We start from the raw sequence: 23,245 nt of genomic DNA, 5'->3' as shown, positions 1-23,245 counted from the left end.
AATGGGAGGATGGATGCCATGGCCTCTCCCGATGCTCCCCTTCTCCGCGCCCTCCGTGGCGACCGCCCCGAGCGGCAGCCGGTGTGGTTCATGCGGCAGGCGGGGCGCTCGCTGCCGGAGTACCGCGAACTGCGCGTGGGCACCCGCATGCTCGACGCGTGCCTCACGCCCGACCTGGCCGCCGAGGTCACGCTCCAGCCCATCCGTCGACACGGCGTGGATGCCGCGATCTTCTTCAGCGACATCGTCGTGCCGCTGCGGCTCGCCGGGGTCGCTGTCGAGATCGAGCCGGGCCGCGGCCCGGTGTTCGCCGAGCCGGTGCGCACCGCCGACGACGTCGCGCGGGTCACCTCGATCGATCCCGCCGAGGTGGCCGCCGCCGCCGAGCCGATCCGCGAGGCCGTGCGGCTGGTCACCGCCGAACTCGACGACGCGGTGCCGCTGATCGGCTTCGCCGGGGCCCCGTTCACCCTCGCCGCCTACCTCGTCGAGGGCGGTCCGTCGAAGGAGCACCTCCGGGCCCGCGGAATGATGCACGCCGACCCCGAGTCGTGGCACCGCCTCGCGGGCTGGCTCGCCGAGGTGTCGCGTGCGTTCCTCGCCGCGCAGATCGACGGGGGCGCGCAGGCCGTGCAGCTCTTCGACTCGTGGGCCGGTTCGCTCTCGCGCTCGGCGTTCCTGGAGTACGTCGCCCCCCACTCGCGGACGGCCCTCGAGGGCGTCGAGGTCCCTCGCATCCACTTCGGTGTCGGTACCGGCCCGTTCCTCGCCGACATGCGCCTCGGCGGGATCGCCGACGCGGTCGGCGTGGACTGGCGGATGCCGCTGGACGAAGCGGCCGCGATCGTCGGCCCCGACACCACGCTGCAGGGGAACATCGACCCGGCCCTCCTCGGCGCGCCCTGGCCGGTGCTCGCCGCGCACGTCGACGACGTGCTCTCCCGCGGACGCGCCGCGCGCGCCCACGTGCTGAACCTCGGCCACGGCGTGCCTCCCGACACCGACCCGACGGTGCTCACGCGCATCGTCGCCCGCGCGCACGGGGAGGGGGAATGAGCGATCCGCTCGAACGCCTCGCCGAGCACGCGCACGAGAGCCGTGTCGTCGTCGTCGGCGGTGGCGTCTCGGGGCTCGTCGCGGCGCTGGAGTGCGCCAAGGTCGGCATCCGAGTGACCGTGCTCGAAGCCTCGGATGCCTTCGGGGGCGTCGTGCGCTCCGCGGAGGTCGACGGGCTCACGCTCGACGTCGGCGCGGAGAGCTTCGCGACGCGGGGCGGGATCGTCCGCGGGCTGCTCGCAGAGCTCGGCCTCGCCGACCAGGTCGTGGCCCCGAACGCCGCGGGAGCGTGGGTGGCGGGCGTGCCCGGCGTCGGGGCCGCCCCGTTGCCGAAGGGTGGGGTGCTCGGCATCCCGGACAATCCGTGGGCTCCGGATGTGCGGCGGGTCATCGGCTGGGCGGGTGCCTGGCGGGCGTACGTCGACCGGCTCCGGCCGCCGCTGACGATCGGCCACCAGCACAGCCTCGGCGCCCTGGTGCGCTCGCGCATGGGTGCGCGGGTGCTCGACCGGCTCGTCGCACCCGTCACGAGCGGCGTCTACTCCGCCCGACCGGACGACATCGACGTCGACCTCGCCGCACCGGGCTTGAACGCCGCGCTGACGCGGACGGGTTCGCTGAGCGGTGCCGTCGCGGAACTGCGCGCGTCGCGCGCGACCCCCGCACCGGCGGACGCTCCGGCATCCGATGTCCCGGTCGTCTCCGGTGCCGCTCCCCGCACCCCGGCGCCCGGCGGCGCGGTCGAGGGCATCGTCGGCGGGATGTCGCGGCTCGTCGACGCGCTCGTCGCGCGTCTCGGCGACCTCGGTGCGGAACTGCGCACCGGTGTCTCGGTCGAAGGCCTCTCCCGCGAGGGGAACGGCTGGGACGTCCGCACCGACGGCGACGGCCTCCACGCGGACGCCGTCATCGTGGCCCTGCCCGAAGGGGCGGCCCGCGACCTGCTGGCTCCGGTCGTTCCGAACCTCGACCGCACCGATCCGATCGCGCCCGTCGTCGAGGTCGTGACGCTCGTCGTGCACGCACCCGCCCTGGACGCGGCGCCGCGCGGCACCGGCGTCCTGACCGTCCCGGGCAGCCACGTCGCGAAGGCGCTGACGCACTCGACCGCCAAGTGGGATTGGGTCCGGGATGCCACCGAGCCCGGCATCCATGTCATCCGGGTCTCGTTCGGAGCTCAGGGTGAAGAGCCCGCGACGGCGACGCTCGACGACGGTGCCGCGGCGGCCCTCGCGCTGTCGGAAGCGGCGGCTCTGCTCGGGGTCGTGCTCGCCCCGTCCGCGCTGCGCGCCGCCCACCGCGTGCGCTACGTGCAGTCCCAGCCCGGAGCAGCGATCGGACGCGCCGCGCAGACCGCCGCCGCGCGCGCCGCGGTCCACGCCGTTCCGGGGCTCGGGGCCACGGGCGCATGGTTGTCGGGAACAGGGCTGGCGCAGGTGATTCCCGACGCCCGGGCCGAGGCCGACCGGGTGCGCAGCGCCGCCCTGTGGCGTCGCGGCTGAGTCGCTCGGACCCGGATCGTCGGCGCCGAGCGCGATCCTGTCAAGGGTGGATGCCGGAACAGGAATACATCGCTATCGTGAGATCCGACCAGCACTGATCGAGCGTGAGGAGACCCCATGAGGGGCAAAGCAGCACTCGTCGTCGGACTCGTGGCGGGCTACGTGCTCGGAGCACGCGCGGGCCGCGAACGGTACGAGCAGATCAAGGCGCAGGCCGAGAAGGTCTGGGACCAGCCCGTCGTCCAGGGGCAGGTCGAGAAGGTGAAGGCGTTCGGTGTGTCCGCCCTGAAGTCCGTACCCGGCGTGGTGTGGAAGGGCGCGAAGTCGGTCACCGGCGCCGCATCGCAGTCGGGCACGGTCTCCGAGCGCGCCGAGCGCGCCGGCCGTGCTGCGAAGGCCTCGGCGCACGAGGTCGCCGACGCCGTCGAGGATTCCGTCGATGACGCCGAGCACGCCGAGAAGCGCGCCACCGCGCGGGCCAAGGCGAACAAGAGCAGCTCCACGTCGTCGGAGAGCTGACGCATGACCACTCCCCGCGGTTTCCGTGACCGCGCTGATGACAGCCTGTTCACCCTCCTGGGTGACATCCCCGAGCTCGTCCGCAACCTCGTCATCGCCGAGATCAACGGGGCGAAGGCGTGGGCGGCGAAGACCGCGAAGGATGCCGGAATCGGCGCGGGCTGGTTCGTCGGCGCCCTGATCGTCGTCTTCTGGGCCGTCCCGGTGTTCTTCGCGTTCGTCATCGCCGGGCTGTCGTCGTGGTGGCCCGTGTGGCTGTCGGCGCTGGTCGTCTTCGGGGTCATGATCGTGATCACCGCGATCCTGGCGCTGCTGGGCTACCTGCGTTTCAAAAAGCTCTCGGGCCGCGAGAACCCCGGGCAGGCCATCGCCCAGGACGTCCGCATCGTGAAGGAGGCCGGCGATGAGTATTGATCGTCCCGTTCCCGTGCCGAAGACCGCCGTGCCGCTCGGCATCGCCGATCCCGTCGAGCAGGCCCGCGCCGAGCTGAAGGCGGCGCTGGCCGCGATCGAGGTCAAGGCCAACGTCCCGCGCCGGCTGAGCGACGCCGTCGACGTGCGCGTCGCCGAAGTGCGGGAGTCCGCGCGGCGCAACCCCGCTGCGGCCGCCGCCGCGGTCGCCGGTGTCGCCGCCGTCGTGGGGCTCACGGTGTGGGCCCTGGTCCGCGCCTACACGCGCTGACCTCCACGTCCGTCGCGGCGTCCCTCCAGACGGTCGGCGACGCGTGGTGCCGAGAGCGTACGTTCCGCGCGAGCGCACACGTTGCGATCGTGCGGAAGGTACGCGTTCGACCCGAACGTGTGCGTTCGACTCGCGCAGCCCGGACGCCGCGGGTGATTCGGCGGCGAGTCAACCGGTTTGGAGGGGCGCGCCGGGAGGACGAGACTTGACGCATGGCCCACGATGACTCCTCCTCCATCTACACCCTGTGGGCGGTCCTCCGCCGCGACCCCGAGAACCCCGTCACCGAGGCCGATGCCACCGAGCTCTCCGACCTCGTCGATCTGATCGAGGCGGACGGCGTGACCGTCCGCGGGTTCTACGACGTCAGCGGCCTGCGCGCCGACGCCGACCTCATGGTCTGGCTGCACGGCGCCGACCCCCAGGCCCTGCAGCGCGACCTGCGGCGCCTGCGCCGCACCGAGCTGCTGAAGAACCTCCTCCCGACGTGGAACGCCATGGGCGTGCACCGGGATGCCGAGTTCAACCGGTCGCACGTCCCCGGCTTCCTGCGCGGAATCGACGCCAAGGACTGGCTCTGCCTGTACCCGTTCGTGCGCAGCTACGAGTGGTACCTGCTGCCCGAGGCCGAGCGCCGCGAGATGCTCATCGAGCACGGCAATAAGGGCTCCCAGTACAAGGGCGTGATCGCCAACACCGTGGCATCCTTCGCTCTGGGTGACTACGAGTGGCTGCTCCCGATGGAGGCGGACGACCTCACCGACCTCGTCGACATGATGCGCGACCTCCGCTACACCGAGGCGCGTCGCCACGTCCGCGAAGAGGTGCCCTTCTACACCGGGCGTCTCGTCACCCTCGACGAGATCCCCGAGATCCTCCAGTGAGCGCCGCTCTGCGCCTGGGCACGCGGCGCAGCGCGCTGGCGATGGCGCAGTCGCAGATGGTCGCCGATGCGGTGGCCGCGGCATCCGGTCGTCCGGTCGAGCTCGTGCCGATCGTGTCCGAGGGTGACGTCAACCGCGCGTCGCTGTCGCAGCTCGGCGGTCGCGGCGTGTTCGCCAACGGTCTGCGCGAGGCGCTGGCGGCCGACCGCTGCGACTTCCTCGTGCATTCGCTCAAGGACCTGCCCACGGTGCAGCCCGACGGTCTCGTGATCGCCGCGACACCGTCCCGCGAGGACGCCCGCGACGTCGTCGTCACGCGCGACGGCACCGCCCTCTCGGCCCTCCCCGCCGGGGCGCGCGTCGGCACCGGGTCGCCGCGTCGCATCGCCCAGGTCCTGCGGAAGAATCCGGGCCTGGACGTCCGCGACATCCGGGGCAACGTCGACTCGCGTCTGGCACGCGTCCGTGACGGAGACCTGGATGCCGTGATCCTCGCCGCCGCGGGCATCTCGCGGCTCGGCGGCGACCTGGGCGGTCTCGAGGCCGAGTACCTGGGACTCGCGGAATGGCCCACGGCCCCGGGTCAGGGGTCGCTCGCGATCGAGACGCGCGCCGACATCGACCCTGCGATCCTCGCGGCCCTCGTCACGCTCGACGACGTCGACACCCGCGTCGCGATCACGGCTGAGCGCACGGTCCTCTCCGTCCTGGATGCCGGATGCCACGCCCCCGTCGCCACGCACGCCGCCCTCCACGGCGGTGACCTGCGCCTGCGGGCCATCGTGTACGCGCTCGACGGCTCGCATCGGATCGGTATCGATCGGACCGTGCGCGTGGAGCCGGGGTATGGTGGGGAACCTGGCAGTGGCAACGGTGCGAATGCTGCCGACGACGGGGGACCCATCGCGCGTGCGACGCGTGCGGGCCAAGAAGCCGCGCGTCGGTTGCTCGAACGCGGGGCGGCCGACCTGGTACCACGAGAGTCGACCACATGAATGAAGGCCATCGGCACACGCCGACCCCAGAGAAGCCGCTCGCCGGCCGGCGCGTCCTCGTGCCCCGCGGCGGCCCGTGGGGCGACGGTGTCGCCGCGAGCCTTCGTCAGCGCGGAGCCGTCCCGGTCATCGCGCCGCTGATCAACTTCGCCCCCACGAACGACCAGGCGACCCTCGAGCAGGCGCTCGCCGACCTCGCCGCCGGCGCGTTCGACTGGCTCACCCTCACGAGTGCGACCACCGTCGACGTGCTCTACGCCTACCGTGCCGTGATCCCGGCGACGACGAAGGTCGCCGCTGTCGGTGAGACCACGGCGGCGGCGATGCAGGCCGTCGGCTACCGCGTCGACCTCGTGCCCGAGCGCGACAACTCCGCGCAGGGCATGGCCGAGCAGATGATCGACCTCGAGTCCGAGCCGCGCAGCGTCCTCACCCTGCGCAGCGAGATCGCCAAGCCCGTGCTGACCCGGCTGCTCATCGAGGCGGGGCACCACGTGCGCAGCGTCGTGGCGTATCGCACCGTCGGCGTCCCCGTCACCGAGAAGATCGCCACCGACGTCCACTCGGGTCGCATCAACGCCATCCTGATCACGAGCGGTTCGGTCGCCGAACAGGTCGTGGAGCAGTTCCCCGAGATCCCGGCATCCACCGTCATCGCCGCGATCGGTCCGCGCACGGCGAAGGATGCCAAGCGTGCGGGACTCACCGTCGACGTCGTCGCCGAACGGCAGACCGTCGACTCCCTGATCGACGCCGTCGCCCGCTTCACCCTCCCCCCGGAGTCCGAGACCCCCGCATGAGCTTCCCCGAGTACCACCCGCGGCGCCTGCGCCGCACCCCCGCCATCCGACGCCTCGCCCGCGAGACGCATCTCGTGCCGTCGCAGCTGGTTCTGCCGCTGTTCGTCCGCGAGGGCATCAGCGAGCAGGTTCCCATCGGTTCGATGCCGGGCGTCGTGCAGCACTCGCTCGACTCGCTGCGGCGGGTCGTCGCCGAGGCCGCGGCGGCCCGCATCGGCGGTGTCATGCTCTTCGGCGTCCCCGAGCACCGCGACGCGGTCGGGTCCGGCGCCGACGACCCGAACGGCATCCTGAACGTCGCGACCGAGACGGTGATCTCCGAGGTCGGCGACGCCCTGGTCGTGCAGACCGATCTGTGCCTCGACGAGTTCACCGACCACGGGCACTGCGGCGTGCTGAGCGCCGACGGCACCGTCGACAACGACGCCACCCTCGAGCGGTACACCGCGATGGGACTCGCGCAGGCACGGGCGGGCTCGGCGATGTTGGGCCTCTCGGGGATGATGGACGGCCAGGTCGGCGCGGTGCGTCAGGCGCTGGATGCCGAGGGTCTCACCGACACGCTGATCCTGGCGTACTCCGCGAAGTACGCGGGGGCGTTCTACGGTCCGTTCCGCGAGGCCGTGGACTCGCAGCTGAAGGGCGACCGCCGCTCGTACCAGCTCGACCCCGGCAACGGACGCGAGGGCGTGCGCGAAGCGCTGCTCGACGTCGAGGAGGGCGCCGACGTCGTGATGGTCAAGCCGGCGCTGCCGTACCTCGACGTGCTCGCCGACGTCCGCGCGGCCGTCGACGTGCCGGTGTGGGCGTACCAGGTGTCGGGCGAGTACGCGATGGTCGAGGCCGCCGCGGCCCACGGCTGGATCGACCGCCGCGGAGCCGTGCTCGAGAGCCTGCTCGGCATCCGTCGCGCCGGCGCCGATGCGATCCTGACGTACTGGGCCCTCGAGGCCGCGCACTGGCTGCGCGCCGACCTGTAACCCCGCGTTCCGCCCGCGTGGTTGCCGTGCGCCCGCGCGTCCCGCGCGGTGGCGTGAGTCGCCAGAATTTGTCGCTACGGCCGCCCTGTTGGCGACAAATCTTGGCGACTCGCGCACGTAGGGACGGGAGAATGGAAGACATGACTGACCTCAACGACCAGTGGTTCGCGCGCGCGAAGGACGTCATCCCGGGCGGCGTGAACTCGCCCGTGCGGGCGTACGGATCCGTCGGCGGGACGCCGCGGTTCGTGCAGTCCGCCGCGGGCGCCCGGATCACGGATGCCACGGGCCGCGAGTACGTCGACCTCGTCGCCTCATGGGGCCCGGCGCTCCTCGGCCACGCGCACCCCGAGGTGATCGGGGCCGTGCAGTCGGCGGCATCCAGGGGGCTGTCCTTCGGCGCGCCGACCGGAGCCGAGGTGGAGCTCGCCGACCTGATCGCCCACCGCGTGCGCGTCGGGGATCTGGCGCCCGTCGAGAAGGTGCGCCTCGTGTCGACGGGCACCGAGGCGACGATGACGGCGATCCGTCTCGCGCGCGGCGCGACCGGCCGCGACCTGCTGATCAAGTTCGCCGGTCACTACCACGGGCACTCCGACGGGCTGCTGGCGGCCGCCGGGTCGGGCGTCGCGACGCTCGCGCTCCCCGGCTCCGCCGGTGTGCCGGCGCCGATCGCCGCGCAGACGCTCGTGCTGCCCTACAACGACCTCGACGCGGTGCGCGAGGCGTTCGCGGTGCACGGCGAGAACATCGCCGCGATCATCGTCGAGGCGGCATCCGCGAACATGGGTGTCGTCCCGCCGCTGCCCGGCTTCAACGCGGCCCTCGCCGACATCGCGCACAGTCACGGCGCGCTGCTCATCATGGACGAGGTGCTCACCGGATTCCGCGTGCATCCCGCCGGATTCTGGGGCCTGCAGGCGTCCCACGGAGAGACGTACCTGCCCGACATGCTCACGTTCGGCAAGGTCGTCGGCGGAGGGATGCCACTCGCCGCCCTCGGTGGCCGCGCCGACGTCATGGACCAGCTCGCGCCCCTCGGCCCGGTGTACCAGGCGGGCACGCTGTCGGGGAACCCGCTGTCGGTCGCCGCGGGCCTGGCGACGCTGCGGCTCGCGACGCCCGAGGTGTACGCCGCGGTCGACGCGTCGGCATCCCGCATCGCCGATGCCCTCGACGACGCCCTGACCGCGGAGGGCGTCGTGCACGCCGTTCCGCGTGCCGGTTCCCTGTTCGGCGTCGCGTTCCTCCCCGAGGTGCCGCGCGACTACGCAACGGCGCTGACGCAGCAGTCGTGGCGCTACGCACCGTTCTTCCACGCGATGCTGGATGCCGGCGTCTCCCTGCCCCCGAGCGTCTTCGAGGCGTGGTTCCTCACCGCCGCCCACGACGACTCCGCGCTCGAGCGCGTGCTCGAGGCGCTGCCCGGCGCCGCGCGTGCCGCGGCCGGGGCGGCGGACCCGACGCTGCTCGCGCAGTAGGCGGGGCGGGCGGGGCCGTTCGCGCTGTCGCGGGGCGCGGCGTCGGGGCTGCGTGTGCCGGGGCGGCGGCCCCTGGTGCAGCCCTGCATAAACACGATCGGCGCGCAGAAACGCGGCGTGCACCTGTTTATGCGCGTGGATCGCGTTCATGCAGGCGGAATCGCCGCGCACCGTGCCGCATGCGCGCCGCCGGATTCTCCCACGGGGGAAGGGCAGCATGGCCTGCCTGGACCCGGATGCCGCGGATGTGCTGTGATCGGCGCATGTGGCAGTTCGCGGGCCTCCCGCTTCACCCCCTCCTCGTCCACGGCGTCGTCGTGCTGCTGCCCCTCGCGGCGCTCATGCTCATCGTCGGCAGCGTCTGGCCGGCGGCGCGTCGGCGGCTCGGCATCCTGACCCCGATCGTCGCGATCGTCGGCGGCGGGTTCGCGCTGCTGGCGAAGGAGGCGGGCGAGGCGCTGGAACGCCAGGTGCCGGAAACAGCGCTCGTGGAGGCGCACACCGAGATGGGCGACGGTCCCGTGATCTGGGCGTTCTTTCTGATCGTGGTCGCTGTCGCGCAGTGGGCGTGGTTCTGGTGGCGCGCTCGGCGCGCTGACCGCCCCATCGGCGGTGCGCGAATCATCACGGCCGTCATCGCCGTCGTCGCCGTCGCGGTGGCGATCGGCACGACCGTCGACCTCGTGCTCGTGGGCGACAGCGGTGCCCGCGCGGTGTGGTCCGCACTCGGCGGCGCCTGACGCATCGCGCCGCCCCGCCGCGGTGGAAGACTGGACGGATGCCGAATCCTCAGCCCCGCGTCGTCGTGCTCGCCGGCGGTGTCGGCGGATCGAAGTTCACCCTCGGCGTCCGCGCCGCTCTGCGGCGGCTCGGGGCGCCCGAGGCGACCGTCGTCGTCAACACCGGCGACGACCTGTGGCTCTCGGGCGTGAGGCTCCAGCCCGACGTCGACTCGATCACATACGCGCTCGCCGGAGTGAATGACACCGTTCGCGGCTGGGGTCGCGCGGGCGACACCGAACGAGTGAACGAGGAACTGCAGGCCTGGGGCGCCGGGTGGCCGTGGTTCACGCTCGGCGACCTCGACCTCGGGACGCACCTTGCGCGCACTGGATGGCTGCGCGAGGGTCTCACCCCGACCGAGGTCCTCGGTCGGATGGCGGAGCGGTGGCCGCTCGGCATCCATCTGCTTCCGATGACCGACAGCGAGGTCGACACGCACGTGCACGTCGAGGACGGGCGGCGCCTGCATTTCCAGGAGTGGTGGACGCGCTACCGCGCCGCCCTGACTCCGACGCGGTTCGAGAACCCCGGAATCGTGGATGCCAGCCCCGCCCCGGGCGTCGTGGAGGCGATCGCGCAGGCCGACGTGGTGCTGCTGGCCCCGTCGAACCCGGTCGTGTCGATCGGCCCGATCCTCGCGGTTCCCGGCATCCGGGAGGCGCTTCGTGCGACCTCGGCGCGGGTGGTCGGTGTGTCACCGATCATCGGTGGCCGGGTCGTGCGCGGGATGGCCGACGTGTGCCTGACGGCGATCGGCGTCGAGACGTCGGCCGCGGCCGTCGCCCGGCACTACGGCGCGCGGTCGGCCGAGGGTCTGCTCGACGCGTGGCTGCTCGCCGAGGAGGATGCCGCCGCAGCTCCCGACGTGGAGGCCGCCGGGATCCGCGCCGTCGTCGCACCGCTGTGGATGCGCGACGAAGAGGCATCGGCCGCGATCGCCGAGGTGGCGCTCGGGGCGTAGGCGGTCACCGTCACGCTCCGCGTCGGCGGAAGCACGAGGTCGGCGGGGCCGCACCCGGTCACCCCGCGCACAGCGAGGTTCCTTCGGGGACAGCGTCCACGACCGTCGTCGTCACCGACGTCGAGCCGATGGCGGTGCCGGCCGGCATGTCGGCGCTGGGGCGCAGCAGTACCTCACGCTCACCGATGAAGGCACCGGTCGTGGCGTCGATGATGATGTCCTGGCGGAAGCCGTTGTTCTCCTCGTCGCGGCCGATCGCCGTGCCCGTGCGGCCGTTCAGAGTGGCCTGCTCCTCCGTGATGGTGACGCCGGGGATCAACGCCGCGGTGTCGTAGAACAGCGAGCGGATGTCGGCAGACAGAGCGCCCGAGCGCAACCGGTCGGCGATCCACACGAGCGCCTCGCCGTCGCGGGACGGGCCGGCGTTGCCGTTCTGGCGGTAGATCTCCTGCAGCAGTTGGGCGGGGTCGCGGGGAAGGGCCGCGAGGTCATCCTCGCTCAACATCCCGAACGGGGTCCCGTCGTACCAGCGCCCGCCGGGCAGCACGCGGCGGATATCGTCACCGATTCCGGCCGACTCGGCGGCGAACGTCTCTGATCTCGGCCCGAAGGTCTGGACCGGGGTGCGCGCGCAGGACACGTACATCCAGTCTCCTGCATGGTCCGAGGGCACCCAGACGGCGCTGACTTCGCTCTCGAGGTACGACGTCTCGTCCTCCGCGATCACATTGCCATCGCGTTCCCGCCGGGCCACTTCGGCGTCGGCTTCGGTCGTGCCGGTCGCCCCGTACACGGCATCCGTCCGCACCTCCAGGTACTGGCCCGGGCCCACGACCGGGTCGGTCACGGTGCGCGCCGCCGTCGCGGCGGAGGTCAGCACCGCCGCGGCGGCCGGATCGGCGCTGCCGGGAGTGCCGGGGAGGCCGGCGACGACGAGGGCACCCGCGAGGCCGCAGGTCGCCGCGGCCGCCGAGCCGATCCAGATCCACGAACGCCGCGTGCGAGCCGGGCGGGCGGAAGGTGTCCCGATGGCGCGCAGCAGGGCGGCGCGGCCCCGCACGACGTCGGCCGGGGAGCGGCCGGGCACGTCCTCGCGGAGGCGGGTGAGGAGGGCGAGGTCATCCATGCGAGGTCTCTCTTTCTCGGCGCGGGGCCGGGTGGACGTGCGGGGCGAGAGCCGCGCGCACTCTGCGTCGTGCACGGCTGAGGCGGGAGCGGACGGTCCCCAGCGGGATGCCGAGGGCCTCGGCGATCCCCGCGTAGTCGAGGTCGCCGAACGTGTGGAGGAGCAGCACGTCGCGGTCGCCACGTGAGAGGTCGGCGAGTGCGGTGCCCAGCGGAGTCGCGAGGCCGTCGGCATCCAGCCGCTCGTCGGCGTCGGCGATGTCGTCGATGTCGATACGTGCGAGGTCGGCGGCCTGCATGCCGCGCCAGGCTCGCGCCTCGAGGCGCGTGTGCTTCTGCATCAGCACCGTGGCGATGCCGAGGAGCCACGGGCGTGCGTCGACGCCCCCGAGGAACGACGAACGGCGGGAGAACGCGACGAGGAACGTCTCGGAGGTGATGTCCTCCGCGTGTGCGGAGCCGAGACGGCGACTGGCGTACCGGTGGACGATGCGTTCGTGGCGGTCGTAGAGCTCGGCGAACGCCGCCCTGTGGGTCAAGGACCGGACGATGATGTCGCCGTCGTTCGTGCTCACACTGGGTATTGTCCGATCCGCGGAAAAAGTTCTCGGATGCCGGAAATACGTCGGGTCGCGCGTTTCGCCCCGCGCCGCGTCAGGCCGCCGCGGCCGCCAGTACCGCCGCGGTCCGCGGGCCCACGCCGAGGGCCACGGCCTCGGCGAGCTGCGCGGCGGTGTCGACGTCGCGGCGGAGGGACGACCCCCGCGGAACGGCGAGGTCGGTGCACCCCAGGAGCCGGTGCCGGGCCGCGGAGTCGGCGCCGAAGGCCGACACCCACACCGCGCCCGGACGCGCGGTGACGAGGGTGGAGCCGGTGCCCTCGGCATCCGGGACCAGGCCCCGCTCGACCTCGCCCGCGAGCTTCAGTGCGGCGTCGAGGTCCTGCGGCGTGAGCGCGGGGACGTCACCCAGCAGCGCCGCGCGGGGCGCCCCCTGGCCCGCCGCGTCGGCGCCCAGGGCGATGGCGGCATCGAGGCCGCGCACGTCGCCCTCGGCGATCACGTCGACCGCGGGCCACTGCGACACGAGCGCGGACACCTCGGCGTCGTCGGTCACCACCAGCACGTGCGACACGCGCGGGGTCGCGGCGACGGCCGCGATCGTGTCGAGCGCGATCGCCCGCGCCAAGGCCTCGCGATCGGCGGTCACGGCGGTCAACCGCGTCTTGCCGAGCGCAGCGGGCTTCACCGGCACGACGATCGTCCAGCCGTCACGGATCTCAGGAATGCTCATCGGCTCCATTGTGTGCCGGACTCCGGACATTTCCGTCCGGGGGTAGCGGTGCGCCCGCGAATCGTGCTGCGAAGACGAAGAGCATCCGGAGCGCGGCCCGCGGGTCCGCGAGGCCTCAGCTGAACCGCGCCCGCAGCCGCGGCAGGACCTCGGCGCCGTACGTGCGGAGGAACTCCTCCTGGTCGTGGCCGGGGTCGTGGAACACGAGGTGCCGGAAGCCCAGATCGACGTAGTGCGCGATGCGCTCGACGTGCTCGTCGATGTCGGTCGACACGATGAACCGGGACGCCGCCCGCTCGATCGGCAGTTCATCGGCGAGACGCGCCATCTCGAGGGGGTCGTGCACGCTCATCTTCTCTTCCGCCGAGAGCGCGAGCGGTGCCCAGAAGCGGGTCTTCTCGAGCGCGGTCTCGCGGTCGGGGTGGTACGAGACCTTCACCTCCATGAGCGTGTCGATGTCGTCGCGCGTGCGCCCCTCCTTGGCGAGGCCCTCGTCGAGCGCCGGCAGCAGCGTGTCCGTGTAGAGGGAGGGGTCTTTGCCGCTCGTGGTGATGTACCCCTCCGCGATGCGTCCGGCGAGCCGCGTCGCCGCGGGACCCGAGGCGCCGATGTAGATCGGCACCTTCTGCTCGGGGCGGTCGTAGATCGTGGCATCCTTCACCGAGTAGTAGGTGCCCTCGTACGTGACCCGGTCTTCGGTCCAGAGCTTGTCGATGAGGGTGATCGCCTCTTTCAGTCGCTGGAAGCGCTCGGGGGGCTCGGGCCACTCGAGGCCGAGGGTGACCTCGTTGAGGGCCTCGCCGGTGCCGACGCCCAGCGCGACGCGTCCGGGGAACATCACGCCGAGCGTGGCGAACACCTGCGCGATGACGCCCGGGTGGTAGCGGAAGGTGGGGGTCAGCACCGACGTCCCGAGGATCACGCGCTGCGTCCGGGCTCCGAGCGCACCGAGCCACGGCAGGGCGTTCGGGGCGTGCCCGCCCTCGTGCCGCCACGGCTGCAGGTGGTCGGAGAGGAAGACCGAGTCGAACCCGACCTCCTCGGCCAGCACGCTGAAGTCGAGCAGCTCGTTCGGCCCGAACTGCTCGCTCGAGGCCTTGTATCCGAAACGCAGGGGAATGGTCATTTCTCTCCTCCGACCTCGCAACCGCGCACGGGGGTGTGCGCGGGTTCGAACTCCGACCCGTCGGTGGCGACGAGTCGCTCATGGAACGCCTGCACCGTGCCGGGCCACAACAGCGTCAGACGCCCCGATCGGGGGTCGACGTACCAGTTGCGGCATCCGCCGGTGAGCCAGGGGGTGGATGCCGCGGCCGCGGCGATCTCCTCGGTGTACGCCGCCTCCGCATCCGGGCGCACCCGCAGCACGTGATCGGGGCGCCGGTCGCGCTCGGAGAGCGCACGGACGACGTAGGCGGCCTGCTCCTCGGCCATGAGCACGGCCGAGTTGTGACCGAGGCTCGCGTTGGGACCGTTCAGCACGAACAGGTTGGGGAACCCGGCCACGACCGTGGACCCGAACGACGTCATGCCGTCGGACCAGTGCGCCGCCAGCGTGCCCTCCTCGCCGTGCACGAGGTCGGCGTAGGGCTGCTGGGCCGAGGCGAAGCCGGTCGCCAGCACGAGCGCATCGGCCTCGTGGCGCGCTCCGCTCGCGGCGGTCAGCCCCGAGCCCTCTACTGCGACCAGGGCCGTGGGTTCGAGGGTCACGGCATCCGAGGCCACGGCGGGATAGAACGCGTCGGACAGCAGCACGCGCTTGCACCCGAAGGCGTAGTCGGGTGTGAGCGCCTCGCGCAGCGCGGGGTCGGCGACCTGGGCGTGCAGGTGGTCGAGCGCGATCTTCCGGGCGGCGGCGGATGCCGCGGCCTCGCCCGAGCGGGAGGCGAAACGCCGCTCGCCCTCGGCGTAGAGGTCGGCCCGCAACCGCGCGAGATCGCCGGGGTGCGCGGCGAGACGCTCGCGCTCGGCGAGGGGGATCTCCCCGCCCCCGCGCGGAACGATCCACGCGGGCGTGCGCTGGAACAGCGTCACGTGGGCGGCTCGGCGGGCGAGCTCGGGGACGAGCTGCACGGCGCTCGCGCCGGTTCCCACCACGGCGACGCGTTTACCCGTGAGGTCGACGTCGTGGTCCCACCGCGCGGAGTGGAACAGGGGGCCGGAGAACGACTCGAGGCCGTCGATCGCGGGGACGTACGGCTCGGTCAGGCGTCCGCAGGCGAGCACGAGGGAACGGGCGGCGAGGGGCTCGGCGCCCGTGTCGAGCTGCCAGAGCGCGCCATCAGCATCCCACCGCGCCCCGAGGAGCGGGGTGCGCAGCCGCAAGCGGTCGCCGAGGTTCTCACGCACGGCGACCTCGCGCAGATACTGCTGGATCTCGCCGCCCGGCGCGAACGTCCGCGTCCAGTGCGGGTGGGGGTGCGCGGCGAGGCTGTAGAGGTGCGCGGGCACGTCGCACGCGACACCGGGGTAGGTGTTGTCGCGCCATGTGCCGCCGACGTCGGCTGCGCGTTCGAGCACCACGATGTCGTCGCGGCCGGCGCGCCGCAGGGCCCCGGCCATGGCGAGGCCCGCGAAACCGGCGCCGACGATGGCGACGTCGATCACCCTCACGCGCGCGCTCCGTCGGCGGGGAGCGGGAACCGGGTGCCGCCGCTGGTCTCGATGTACGGGGCCGGGGCATCGGTGACGCGATAGTCGGTCGTGCGCAGTCGGAACGGCCGCATCAGGCTGCGGGCGAGCCGCTCGGCGGCGGGGACGGGCAGCTCGAGGCCCTGCTCGATCCCTGTGTCGGGGAGCACCCGTCCGTCGTAGAGCGTGCCGCCCAGGTCGTCGCCGCCGGAGCGCAGCAGCACCGCCGCGGTCTCGCGGCCCACGCGGGTCCAGGGGATCTGCACGTGCGCGATGCTGCCCGACAGCAGCAGCCGCGACACCGCGACCATCGCCCGGTGCTCGTCGATCGGTGCGCGCCCCGCCACCAGCGGCACGTCGCCGCCGGGGAGGGGGATCGGCACGAACTCGGCGAAACCACGGGTCTGATCCTGGATCCGGCGCAGCCGCCGCAGGTGGGCGATGCGCTCCCCGGCCGTCTCGACGTGGCCGTAGAACAGCACCGAGGTCGAGCGGAAGCCGGTCAGGTGGGCGGCCGTGATGGTTTCGATCCACGCGTCGATCTCGAGGTCGCCCGGCGCGACCAGGGCGCGCACGCGCTCGCTGAGCACCTTGACGCCCGTGCCGGGCACCGTGTCGACTCCCGCGTGGTGCATCGCGGCGAGGGCGCCACCGAGACCGAGCCCGCCACGATCGGCGAGGTCGCGCACGTCGAGCGGGCGGTAGGCGTGCACGTGGATGCCGGGGGCGGCCCGCTTCACGGCGCGCACGAGGTCGAGATACCCGGCGGGGTCTTCGCCGGCGGGCAGCGCACCCTGGATGCAGATCTCGGTGGCGCCGAGGTCGACGGCATCCGTCGCGATCGCCGCGGCGTCGTCGAGGTCGAACTCGCCCGGGGCCGTGCGGCCGGCGCGGCGGAGGCCGGTCGAGGTGAGGTTGCGGTTCTGCACGAGCGTGACCGGTTCGCCGACGGTGTAGCGGCGCGCGTCGTCGGCGACGGCGGTGAGCTCGTCGAGCTCCGCCCCCGTGGCGTGAAGCAGGCGCGTCCAATCGGCGTCGTCGAGGGAGAGGGGGGCGGATGCCGCCGTCTCGGCCAGGCGACGGATGCCGGGGTCGGCGGTGGTCGAGCCCCTCGGGGCGGACGCGTCGGCGCGCCCTCCTGTCGTCACGAGTGAGGAGGTCGCCGTGCGGTCGATCGGGTCGTCGTCGAGGGCGTCCGTGCGGCCGGCGTCACCCGGGACCCGGTGATCGCTCGGCACGACCTCGGCCGCGAGCCCCTCGGCATCCGCCAGAGCCCGGACGGGGGCGTGGAGGGCCAGGTCGATCCAGGTCTCGGCATCCCGAACGAACTCCGGGTGCGCGGTCAGGCGATCGCGCAGGGTGTAGCCGTGCGCCGCGGTGGACGCGGCGAGGTCGTCGATGTGCGGCCACGGACGCTCGGGGTTCACGTGGTCAGCCGTGAGCGGCGAGACCCCGCCCCAGTCATCGATCCCCGCGGCGATCAGCAGCCCGAGCTCGCGCGGGTCGGAGAGGTTCGGCGGAACCTGGATGCGCATGTCGGGCCCGAACACGAGTCGCGCGACGGCGACCGTGGCGAGGTACTCGTGCATGTCGGCATCCGGGGCTCCCTGCATGGCAGTGCGGGGCTTCGCGCGGAAGTTCTGCACGATGACCTCTTGCACGTGACCGTGCCGATCGTCGAGGTCGCGCAGGGCGATCAGCGACTCGGCGCGGTCGCGGAAGGTCTCGCCGATGCCGACCAGGATGCCGGTCGTGAACGGGATGCCGGCGGCTCCCGCGTCGTCGATGACGCGCAGACGCAGGTCGGGGTCTTTGTCGGGCGACCCGAAGTGCACCTGACCGGGCTCCTCGTACAGGCGGCGCGAGGTGGTCTCGAGCATCATGCCCATCGACGGGGAGACCGGGCGCAGCGCGGCGAGCTCGTCGGGGTGCATCACGCCGGGGTTGGCATGCACGAGCATGCCGGTCTCGGCGGTGATGAGGCGGGCGATGTGCGCGACGTAGTCGATCGTGGAGGCGAAGCCGTGCTCGTCGAGCCACGCGCGGGCTTCGGGCCAGCGTTCCTCGGGGCGGTCGCCGAGGGTCAGCAGCGCCTCCTTGCAGCCGAGCGCCTGTCCCTGCCGCACGACCGTGAGCACCTGCTCGGGGCTCATGTAGGCGGGCTTGCGGAGGAGCGCGAGCTGGCCGGGGGTGTCGACGAAGATGCAGTAGTGGCAGCGGTCGCGGCAGAGCGTCGTGAGCGGTACGAAGACCTTGCGCGAGTACGTGATGACGCGCGGTCGGCCGGCGCGCTCGAGACCCTCGTCACGGAGCCGACCGGCAGCGCGGGACAGCACGTCGAGCGGGGCATGCAGCAGCCGCTCGGTCTCGTTGACATCGGGCCGGTGTCCGTCGCGCACGCGGGCGAGGAGGTCGTCGATCGAGTCGCCCCGGGCCGGTGCGGCCTGCGGCGCAGCGCTGCCCGTACTCATCGCTCCAGGCTATCCCTCCGCTCCGACACGCGGGCCGAGCTGCGTCGCCCCGGATCGTTGCGCTCTCGTGAGGCGCCGGGGCGGTCGGCATCCATACGCGCTGGCAGGATGGATGCCATGGTGACCCTGCTGCTCGATCAGGCGCAGCTCGAGGTCGTGCTCTCGCCGACCGAGCGTGCGCTGTCGTTCCGCAAGCGCAACATCGTCGTGCCGCGCGCGACGATCGACCGCGTGCAGTTGACCGATGACGCGTGGACGTGGCTCCGCGGCGTCCCGAACCCGGGCACGAACCTCCCCGTCGTCGTCGCCGCGGGCACGTGGAAGTCGGCCGGCGGCAATGACTTCGTCGTCATCCGTCGCCGCAAGTCCAGCGTCGTCATCGACCTCAGCGGCCACGACGAGTTCGAGCGGCTGGTGCTGACGACCAAGCACGGTGTGGCCCTGCTCAAGGCGCTGCGCCTCGAGGTGGCATCCGAGCCCGAGGACGTCGCCGACCTCGTGTCCTGACGTCGCGGAACCCCGCCCCGCGTCAGTCGATGTCGCGGCGCCAGGTCGTGGCGAGGCCGATGAGCACCAGCACCACGGCGTAGCCGAGCAGCACGAGGCCGCCGAGCCACCACTCCAGAGGCTCGGCACCGCCCGCCCCCACGGCGCCGAAGATCGTCTTGCCGACGAGCGCGTCGCTCACGGCGCTCGGGAACCACCGCGCGACCTCGCCGAGGCCGTCGACGACACCGGCGATCGTGCGCACGATCGGCTCGACGAACAGGGTCACCGCCAGCACGATCACGATCGCGGCGACCTGGTTGCGCACCACGGTGCCCACGCCGATCCCGACGACCGCCCACAGGGCGAAGGCCAGCAGCATGCGGCCCACGAGCACCCACGTGTCCGATGAACCGAGCTCGGTGCCGAGTCCGAACGCCGCGAAGACGCCGGCCCCCGCGCCGATCGCCGCGATCGACCCGAGCACGCCGTACAGGAGGCCGACGAGGATGCCGATCGCGAACTTCCCGACGAGCACCACGCCGCGGCGGGGTGTGGCCAGGAACGTCGGGGTCAGGGTCTTGTGCCGGAACTCGGTCGTGACCATGAGCGTCCCGGCCAGCAGCGGGAAGACGTACCCCACGGCGCTCGCCGAGCTGTAGACCAGGGCGGCGAGACCGTCCGTGGGCAGCGCCGGTCCGGAGGCGCCCGGCAGCTTGCCGGATGCCACGCCCCCGAACGCCAGTGCGAGCACGCCCGCCGTGAAGCCGACGTAGACGATGAGCACGATGCCCAGCACCCACCATCCGGCGGTGCTGAACTGCTTCGTGTACTCGGAGCGAGTGGATGCCACCAGGCTCATCGCGGCACCTCCGTGTCTGCGGCGCGGGCGTCGTCGATGGGCACGATGTCGATGACCCCCGTCGAGGCGACCGCGTACGAGGAGCGGGGCTCGGGGTCGGGCTCCACCGGAGCGGCGGCGCGCCGCGGGGCGGCGAGGACGGGGACGAGATCGGTCGACGGTGCGGGTTCCGGCGCGGGCGCGGGGGCCTCGGCATCCACCGTCTCCGCTTCCGCCGGCGCGGCGGGGGGCGCGGCGACGACCGAGCCGGCTGCGCTCGCGTGCGTCCGCACGCCGCTGACGAGCTCGAGGAAGATGTCCTCCAAGCTCGCGCCCTTGCTCTGCAGGTGCGACAGCGCGATGCCGGCGCCGGCGGCGAGGGTGCCGATCTCGAGCGGTTCGACGTGCCGGATCGTGAAGCCGTTGCGCAGCAGCTGGAAGGCGATGCCGCGTTCCTCGAGCAGCCGAGACAGTGCCTCGCGGTCGGGGGAGTCCACGACGGTGGAGTACTCGTCGGGGTCGGCGAGGTCTTCGGTGCCGCCCTGGAAGACGAGCGTGCCGCGCGAGATGATCAGCAGCGCGTCGACCGTCTGCTGCACCTCGGCCAGCAGGTGCGACGAGATGAGCACGGTGCGGCCCTCCTCGGCGAGGTGACGCAGCAGCGAACGCATCCATCGGATGCCCTCGGGGTCGAGTCCGTTCGACGGCTCGTCGAGCACGAGGACGCCGGGGTCGCCGAGCAGGGCCGTCGCCAGGCCCAGTCGCTGACGCATGCCGAGCGAGTAACCGCCGACCCGGCGTCCCGCGACGTCGGCCAGACCCACGAGCCCGAGCACCTCGTCGATGCGCGACAGGGGCAGCCGCGCCGCGCGGGCGTAGGCCTTCAGATGGTTCGCCGCCGAGCGTCCCGGGTGGAAGCTGGATGCCTCCAGAGCGGCGCCCACGGTCTGCAGCGGACGGTCGATGTCGGCGTAGCGGCGGCCGCCGATCGTCGCGGATCCGGACGTCGGGCGCACGAGGCCCAGCAGCATGCGCAGCGACGTGGTCTTGCCCGCACCGTTGGGGCCGAGGAATCCCGTCACCAGACCCGGCTCCACGCGAGCGGTCAGGCCGTCGACGGCCGACACCGCGCCGAAGCGCTTGGTCAGCCCGGAGAATTCCAGCACCTGTCCTTGGGGCATCGAGTACCTCTCGTTCGGCGGGCGTTCTCCCCATCTTCCCCGATCCGAGGCCGAAAACACATCTCGCGCCCTGTGTAACGTGGCAGCGTGAACGCACAGCGATCCGACGACGACGCGGTCTTCGCGCGAGCCTGGCGCGGAGTGGGGCACCTGACGCTCAACCGTCCCCGCGCGATCAACGCGCTCGACCTCGGCATGATCCGGCTGCTCTCGGCCGCCCTCGACCGCTGGGAGCGCGACACCGACGTCGACCTGGTGCTGCTCGACGGCGCGGGGGAGCGCGGGTTCTGCGCCGGCGGCGACGTGCGGGCGCTCTACGACTTCGTCGTCCAGGGACGCGTCGACGAGGTCCACACCTTCTTCCGCGAGGAGTACGCCCTCAACCACCGCATCGCTACGTACCCGAAGCCGATCGTCGCGATCGCCGACGGGGTGACGATGGGCGGCGGGATCGGGCTGGCCGGACACGCGCGCATCCGCATCGTCACCGAACGTTCGCAGCTCGCGATGCCCGAGACGCGCATCGGGTTCACCCCCGACGTGGGCGGATCGTGGCTGCTCGGTCGCGCGCCCGGCCGGCTGGGCGAGTACCTCGGTCTCACCGGGGCCACGATGGATGCCGCGGACGCGCTGTACGCGGGCTTCGCCGACCATCTCGTCCCCGTCGCCCACCTCTCGGCGCTCCACGAAGCGCTGGAGTATCGCGCCGACCCCTCGAGCCCCACGGAACTGGTGCTGCTGTTCGACGAGAGCCCCGAGCGATCGAACCTCGAGACCTGGCGTCCGTGGATCGACGACGCCTTCTCGGCCGACGATCTCGACGGCATCCTGCACCGGCTCCGCCAGCGCTGGGAGCCGGAGGCGCACGCGACCGCCGACCTGCTCGAGTCCTCCGCCCCGACGGCGGTGTCGGTGACGCTCGAAGCCGTGCGTCGTGCGCGGACGCTGCCCTCGCTGCGGGCGGCGCTGCAGCAGGAGTACGGGCTGGTCATGTGGTTCGCCACGACGCAGCCCGACCTGGCCGAGGGGATCCGCGCGCAGCTGGTCGACAAGGACCGGTCGCCGTCCTGGTCGCCCGCGCATCGGTTCGAGCTGCCCCCGGGCCGCGTCGCCGAGGCGTTCGCCCACCAGCCCGAACCGGCTCTCTGGTAGCGGCGGCATGGGCGGGCGGAGGCGCTGGTCGTTCGGGCGGTTGCTCGACGGGTTCTTCTTCGTCTTCGCCGGGCTCGCCGCCGTGTGGCTCGCGTACCTGAGCTTCACCCAGACGTTCACTCTCGGCTGGGCGGGGATCGTCATGGCGATCTTCTTCTGGGGGCTCCTCGCCTACCTGGTGCTCCCGCGGCTGCATCGCATCCTGACCGCCGTCTACGTGCCCGACTACTTCATGGGACGCACCCGCACGTCCGACGGACTGCTCGGCGACCCGGTGAACCTCGCCTTCCAGGGCGAGCGTGCGCAGGTCGAGGCCGTGATGGCCGCGGCCGGGTGGATCCCCGCCGACCCCGTCGGCCTCGGCTCGTCGTGGCGCATCGTCACGTCGACGCTTCGCCGTCGCAGCTACCCGACCGCGCCGGTCAGCCCCCTGTTCCTGTTCGGCCGGATGCAGGACCTCGCCTACCAGCAGGAGGTCGCGGGATCCCCGGCACAGCGCCACCACGTGCGACTCTGGCGCTGCCCCGACGGGTGGCTGCTCCCCGGTGGACGACGGGTCGACTGGCTCGCCGCCGGCACGTTCGACCGCGCCGTCGGACTCTCGCTGTTCACGCTCCAGGTCACGCACCGCATCGACGCCGACACCGACATCGAGCGCGACCACATCGTCGCGACCGTGCAGGAGCTGCCCGGTGTCGCGGTCGACGTCATCCGCGACTTCTCGACCGGCTACCACGCGCGCAACGGCGGGGGCGACAGCATCACCACCGACGGCGACCTGCCGATCCTCGACGTGCGCGGGGTCCCGGATGCCACGGCGGCCGGCGCCCGAGCGGAGGGCCGGTCGTGAGCGAGAGGCATCCCCGCAAGAGGGCGGCGTTCGAACCGATCGCCGCACCGGTCGTCCGCGACTCCGCGATGCGCCGTCCCGCCGCGACCGTCGCCGGTGGGGTCCTCGTGCTCCTCCGCGCGGTCGCGGGCATCGTCTGGACCCTCACGGTCGTCTTCCCCCTGCCGCCGTGGCTGCAGGCGGTGGCGGGCGCGGCGGACGGCTCCGGCGAAGAGTCGACCCTGACCCTCTCCGACCTCGGCCTCGACGCCGGGATCTTCTTCGGCGTCCTGGGGGCCATCACCCTCGTCCAGGCGGTCTTCGGCATCCTGCTCCTGCGCGGAAGCAACGTCGCCCGTGTGATCGTCATGATCGTGTCGACGATGTCGATCGCCACGGCGTTCGCCGGGTGGTGGGAGCTGGGGCAGGAGATCACCGTCGGCACGACCCTCGTCACGGTCAGCCTCGACATCCTGGTGCTCCTCGCCCTCTCGAGCCGGGATGCCGCCGCCTACGCCCGCCGCAACGAGCGCCGCTGACGCGGGAGCCGTGCCGCCGTCAGCGAAACCTCGGGCGGATCCCGGGGGTTGCAC

General features: G+C 72.6%; 24 protein-coding genes. 16 read left to right on the top strand and 8 right to left on the bottom strand.

Going from position 1 to position 23,245, the window contains the following annotated elements; genetic code table 11:
• The first annotated feature begins 18 nt into the window (after window positions 1-18).
• From hemE to cofD, 12 genes are all read left to right on the top strand, one after another.
• Window positions 19-1,056, top strand: a complete 1,038-nt coding sequence (gene hemE / locus QM517_RS09370) for a uroporphyrinogen decarboxylase (RefSeq protein ID WP_303655469.1) — start codon at window positions 19-21, stop codon at window positions 1,054-1,056.
• Window positions 1,053-2,558 (top strand): protoporphyrinogen oxidase, encoded by a 1,506-nt coding sequence (hemG, locus tag QM517_RS09365; protein ID WP_283286925.1) that lies wholly within the window; start codon window positions 1,053-1,055, stop codon window positions 2,556-2,558. Before hemE ends, hemG begins: the two co-directional genes overlap by 4 nt.
• Before the next feature lie 117 nt (window positions 2,559-2,675).
• Window positions 2,676-3,077, top strand: coding sequence for a hypothetical protein (locus tag QM517_RS09360; RefSeq protein ID WP_077049828.1), 402 nt, complete (start codon window positions 2,676-2,678; stop codon window positions 3,075-3,077).
• Window positions 3,078-3,080: 3 nt separating this feature from the next.
• Window positions 3,081-3,491, top strand: a complete 411-nt coding sequence (locus tag QM517_RS09355; RefSeq protein ID WP_077049827.1) for a phage holin family protein — start codon at window positions 3,081-3,083, stop codon at window positions 3,489-3,491.
• Complete coding sequence (locus QM517_RS09350) at window positions 3,481-3,759, top strand: hypothetical protein (RefSeq protein WP_077049826.1); 279 nt, start codon at window positions 3,481-3,483, stop codon at window positions 3,757-3,759. The genes QM517_RS09355 and QM517_RS09350 overlap by 11 nt, the downstream gene beginning before the upstream one ends.
• Before the next feature lie 212 nt (window positions 3,760-3,971).
• Window positions 3,972-4,643, top strand: a complete 672-nt coding sequence (hemQ, locus tag QM517_RS09345) for a hydrogen peroxide-dependent heme synthase (RefSeq protein WP_283286921.1) — start codon at window positions 3,972-3,974, stop codon at window positions 4,641-4,643.
• On the top strand, window positions 4,640-5,638 hold the full coding sequence (gene hemC / locus QM517_RS09340) for a hydroxymethylbilane synthase (RefSeq protein WP_283286919.1): 999 nt from the start codon (window positions 4,640-4,642) through the stop codon (window positions 5,636-5,638). Before hemQ ends, hemC begins: the two co-directional genes overlap by 4 nt.
• On the top strand, window positions 5,635-6,438 hold the full coding sequence (locus tag QM517_RS09335) for a uroporphyrinogen-III synthase (protein WP_077049823.1): 804 nt from the start codon (window positions 5,635-5,637) through the stop codon (window positions 6,436-6,438). Before hemC ends, QM517_RS09335 begins: the two co-directional genes overlap by 4 nt.
• Window positions 6,435-7,418, top strand: a complete 984-nt coding sequence (gene hemB / locus QM517_RS09330; protein ID WP_283286917.1) for a porphobilinogen synthase — start codon at window positions 6,435-6,437, stop codon at window positions 7,416-7,418. The genes QM517_RS09335 and hemB overlap by 4 nt, the downstream gene beginning before the upstream one ends.
• 140 nt (window positions 7,419-7,558) lie before the next feature.
• Window positions 7,559-8,899, top strand: a complete 1,341-nt coding sequence (gene hemL, locus QM517_RS09325) for a glutamate-1-semialdehyde 2,1-aminomutase (RefSeq protein ID WP_283286914.1) — start codon at window positions 7,559-7,561, stop codon at window positions 8,897-8,899.
• A 263-nt stretch (window positions 8,900-9,162) separates the two neighbouring features.
• Window positions 9,163-9,639, top strand: coding sequence for a DUF2231 domain-containing protein (locus QM517_RS09320; protein WP_283286912.1), 477 nt, complete (start codon window positions 9,163-9,165; stop codon window positions 9,637-9,639).
• A 38-nt stretch (window positions 9,640-9,677) separates the two neighbouring features.
• The gene (gene cofD, locus QM517_RS09315; RefSeq protein WP_283286909.1) at window positions 9,678-10,643 is read left to right on the top strand and encodes a 2-phospho-L-lactate transferase; all 966 of its coding nucleotides are present in this window, start codon (window positions 9,678-9,680) and stop codon (window positions 10,641-10,643) included.
• Window positions 10,644-10,701: 58 nt separating this feature from the next.
• Here cofD and QM517_RS09310 read toward each other — a convergent pair whose 3' ends face one another.
• From QM517_RS09310 to cofG, 6 genes are all read right to left on the bottom strand, one after another.
• Window positions 10,702-11,769: a CU044_5270 family protein gene (locus QM517_RS09310; protein ID WP_283286908.1), complete on the bottom strand. Its 1,068-nt coding sequence runs from the start codon at window positions 11,767-11,769 to the stop codon at window positions 10,702-10,704.
• Window positions 11,762-12,343, bottom strand: a complete 582-nt coding sequence (locus QM517_RS09305) for an RNA polymerase sigma factor (RefSeq protein ID WP_238592325.1) — start codon at window positions 12,341-12,343, stop codon at window positions 11,762-11,764. The genes QM517_RS09310 and QM517_RS09305 overlap by 8 nt, the downstream gene beginning before the upstream one ends.
• A gap of 79 nt (window positions 12,344-12,422) precedes the next feature.
• Complete coding sequence (cofC, locus tag QM517_RS09300; RefSeq protein WP_077049817.1) at window positions 12,423-13,061, bottom strand: 2-phospho-L-lactate guanylyltransferase; 639 nt, start codon at window positions 13,059-13,061, stop codon at window positions 12,423-12,425.
• 115 nt (window positions 13,062-13,176) lie between these two features.
• Window positions 13,177-14,187, bottom strand: coding sequence for a glucose-6-phosphate dehydrogenase (coenzyme-F420) (gene fgd / locus QM517_RS09295; protein ID WP_283286905.1), 1,011 nt, complete (start codon window positions 14,185-14,187; stop codon window positions 13,177-13,179).
• On the bottom strand, window positions 14,184-15,674 hold the full coding sequence (locus QM517_RS09290) for a flavin-containing monooxygenase (protein ID WP_139340579.1): 1,491 nt from the start codon (window positions 15,672-15,674) through the stop codon (window positions 14,184-14,186). The genes fgd and QM517_RS09290 overlap by 4 nt, the downstream gene beginning before the upstream one ends.
• Window positions 15,671-18,163, bottom strand: a complete 2,493-nt coding sequence (cofG, locus tag QM517_RS09285; protein ID WP_283286902.1) for a 7,8-didemethyl-8-hydroxy-5-deazariboflavin synthase CofG — start codon at window positions 18,161-18,163, stop codon at window positions 15,671-15,673. Before cofG ends, QM517_RS09290 begins: the two co-directional genes overlap by 4 nt.
• A gap of 117 nt (window positions 18,164-18,280) precedes the next feature.
• Here cofG and QM517_RS09280 point away from each other — a divergent pair, with 117 nt between their 5' ends.
• Window positions 18,281-18,670, top strand: coding sequence for a hypothetical protein (locus QM517_RS09280; RefSeq protein ID WP_077049815.1), 390 nt, complete (start codon window positions 18,281-18,283; stop codon window positions 18,668-18,670).
• A gap of 22 nt (window positions 18,671-18,692) precedes the next feature.
• Here the strand turns inward: QM517_RS09280 and QM517_RS09275 are convergent, their stop codons facing one another.
• Both QM517_RS09275 and QM517_RS09270 read right to left on the bottom strand, forming a co-directional pair.
• Window positions 18,693-19,511 (bottom strand): ABC transporter permease, encoded by an 819-nt coding sequence (locus QM517_RS09275; protein WP_303655468.1) that lies wholly within the window; start codon window positions 19,509-19,511, stop codon window positions 18,693-18,695.
• Window positions 19,508-20,671, bottom strand: coding sequence for an ABC transporter ATP-binding protein (locus QM517_RS09270; protein ID WP_303655467.1), 1,164 nt, complete (start codon window positions 20,669-20,671; stop codon window positions 19,508-19,510). Before QM517_RS09270 ends, QM517_RS09275 begins: the two co-directional genes overlap by 4 nt.
• Window positions 20,672-20,758: 87 nt before the next feature.
• Between QM517_RS09270 and QM517_RS09265 the strand changes: the two genes are divergently transcribed.
• The 3 genes from QM517_RS09265 to QM517_RS09255 are packed head-to-tail and all read left to right on the top strand — an operon-like array spanning window position 20,759 to window position 23,191.
• Window positions 20,759-21,823 (top strand): enoyl-CoA hydratase/isomerase family protein, encoded by a 1,065-nt coding sequence (locus tag QM517_RS09265; protein ID WP_283286898.1) that lies wholly within the window; start codon window positions 20,759-20,761, stop codon window positions 21,821-21,823.
• 7 nt (window positions 21,824-21,830) lie between these two features.
• Window positions 21,831-22,673, top strand: coding sequence for an LssY C-terminal domain-containing protein (locus QM517_RS09260; protein WP_077049811.1), 843 nt, complete (start codon window positions 21,831-21,833; stop codon window positions 22,671-22,673).
• Window positions 22,670-23,191, top strand: a complete 522-nt coding sequence (locus tag QM517_RS09255) for a hypothetical protein (RefSeq protein ID WP_077049810.1) — start codon at window positions 22,670-22,672, stop codon at window positions 23,189-23,191. Before QM517_RS09260 ends, QM517_RS09255 begins: the two co-directional genes overlap by 4 nt.
• Window positions 23,192-23,245 lie beyond the last annotated feature (54 nt).

The sequence above is a fragment of the Microbacterium sp. IEGM 1404 genome (assembly GCF_030056775.1).
In the GTDB taxonomy this organism is placed as follows: Bacteria; Actinomycetota; Actinomycetes; order Actinomycetales; family Microbacteriaceae; genus Microbacterium.
This window is presented reverse-complemented; position numbering and strand designations above follow the sequence as displayed.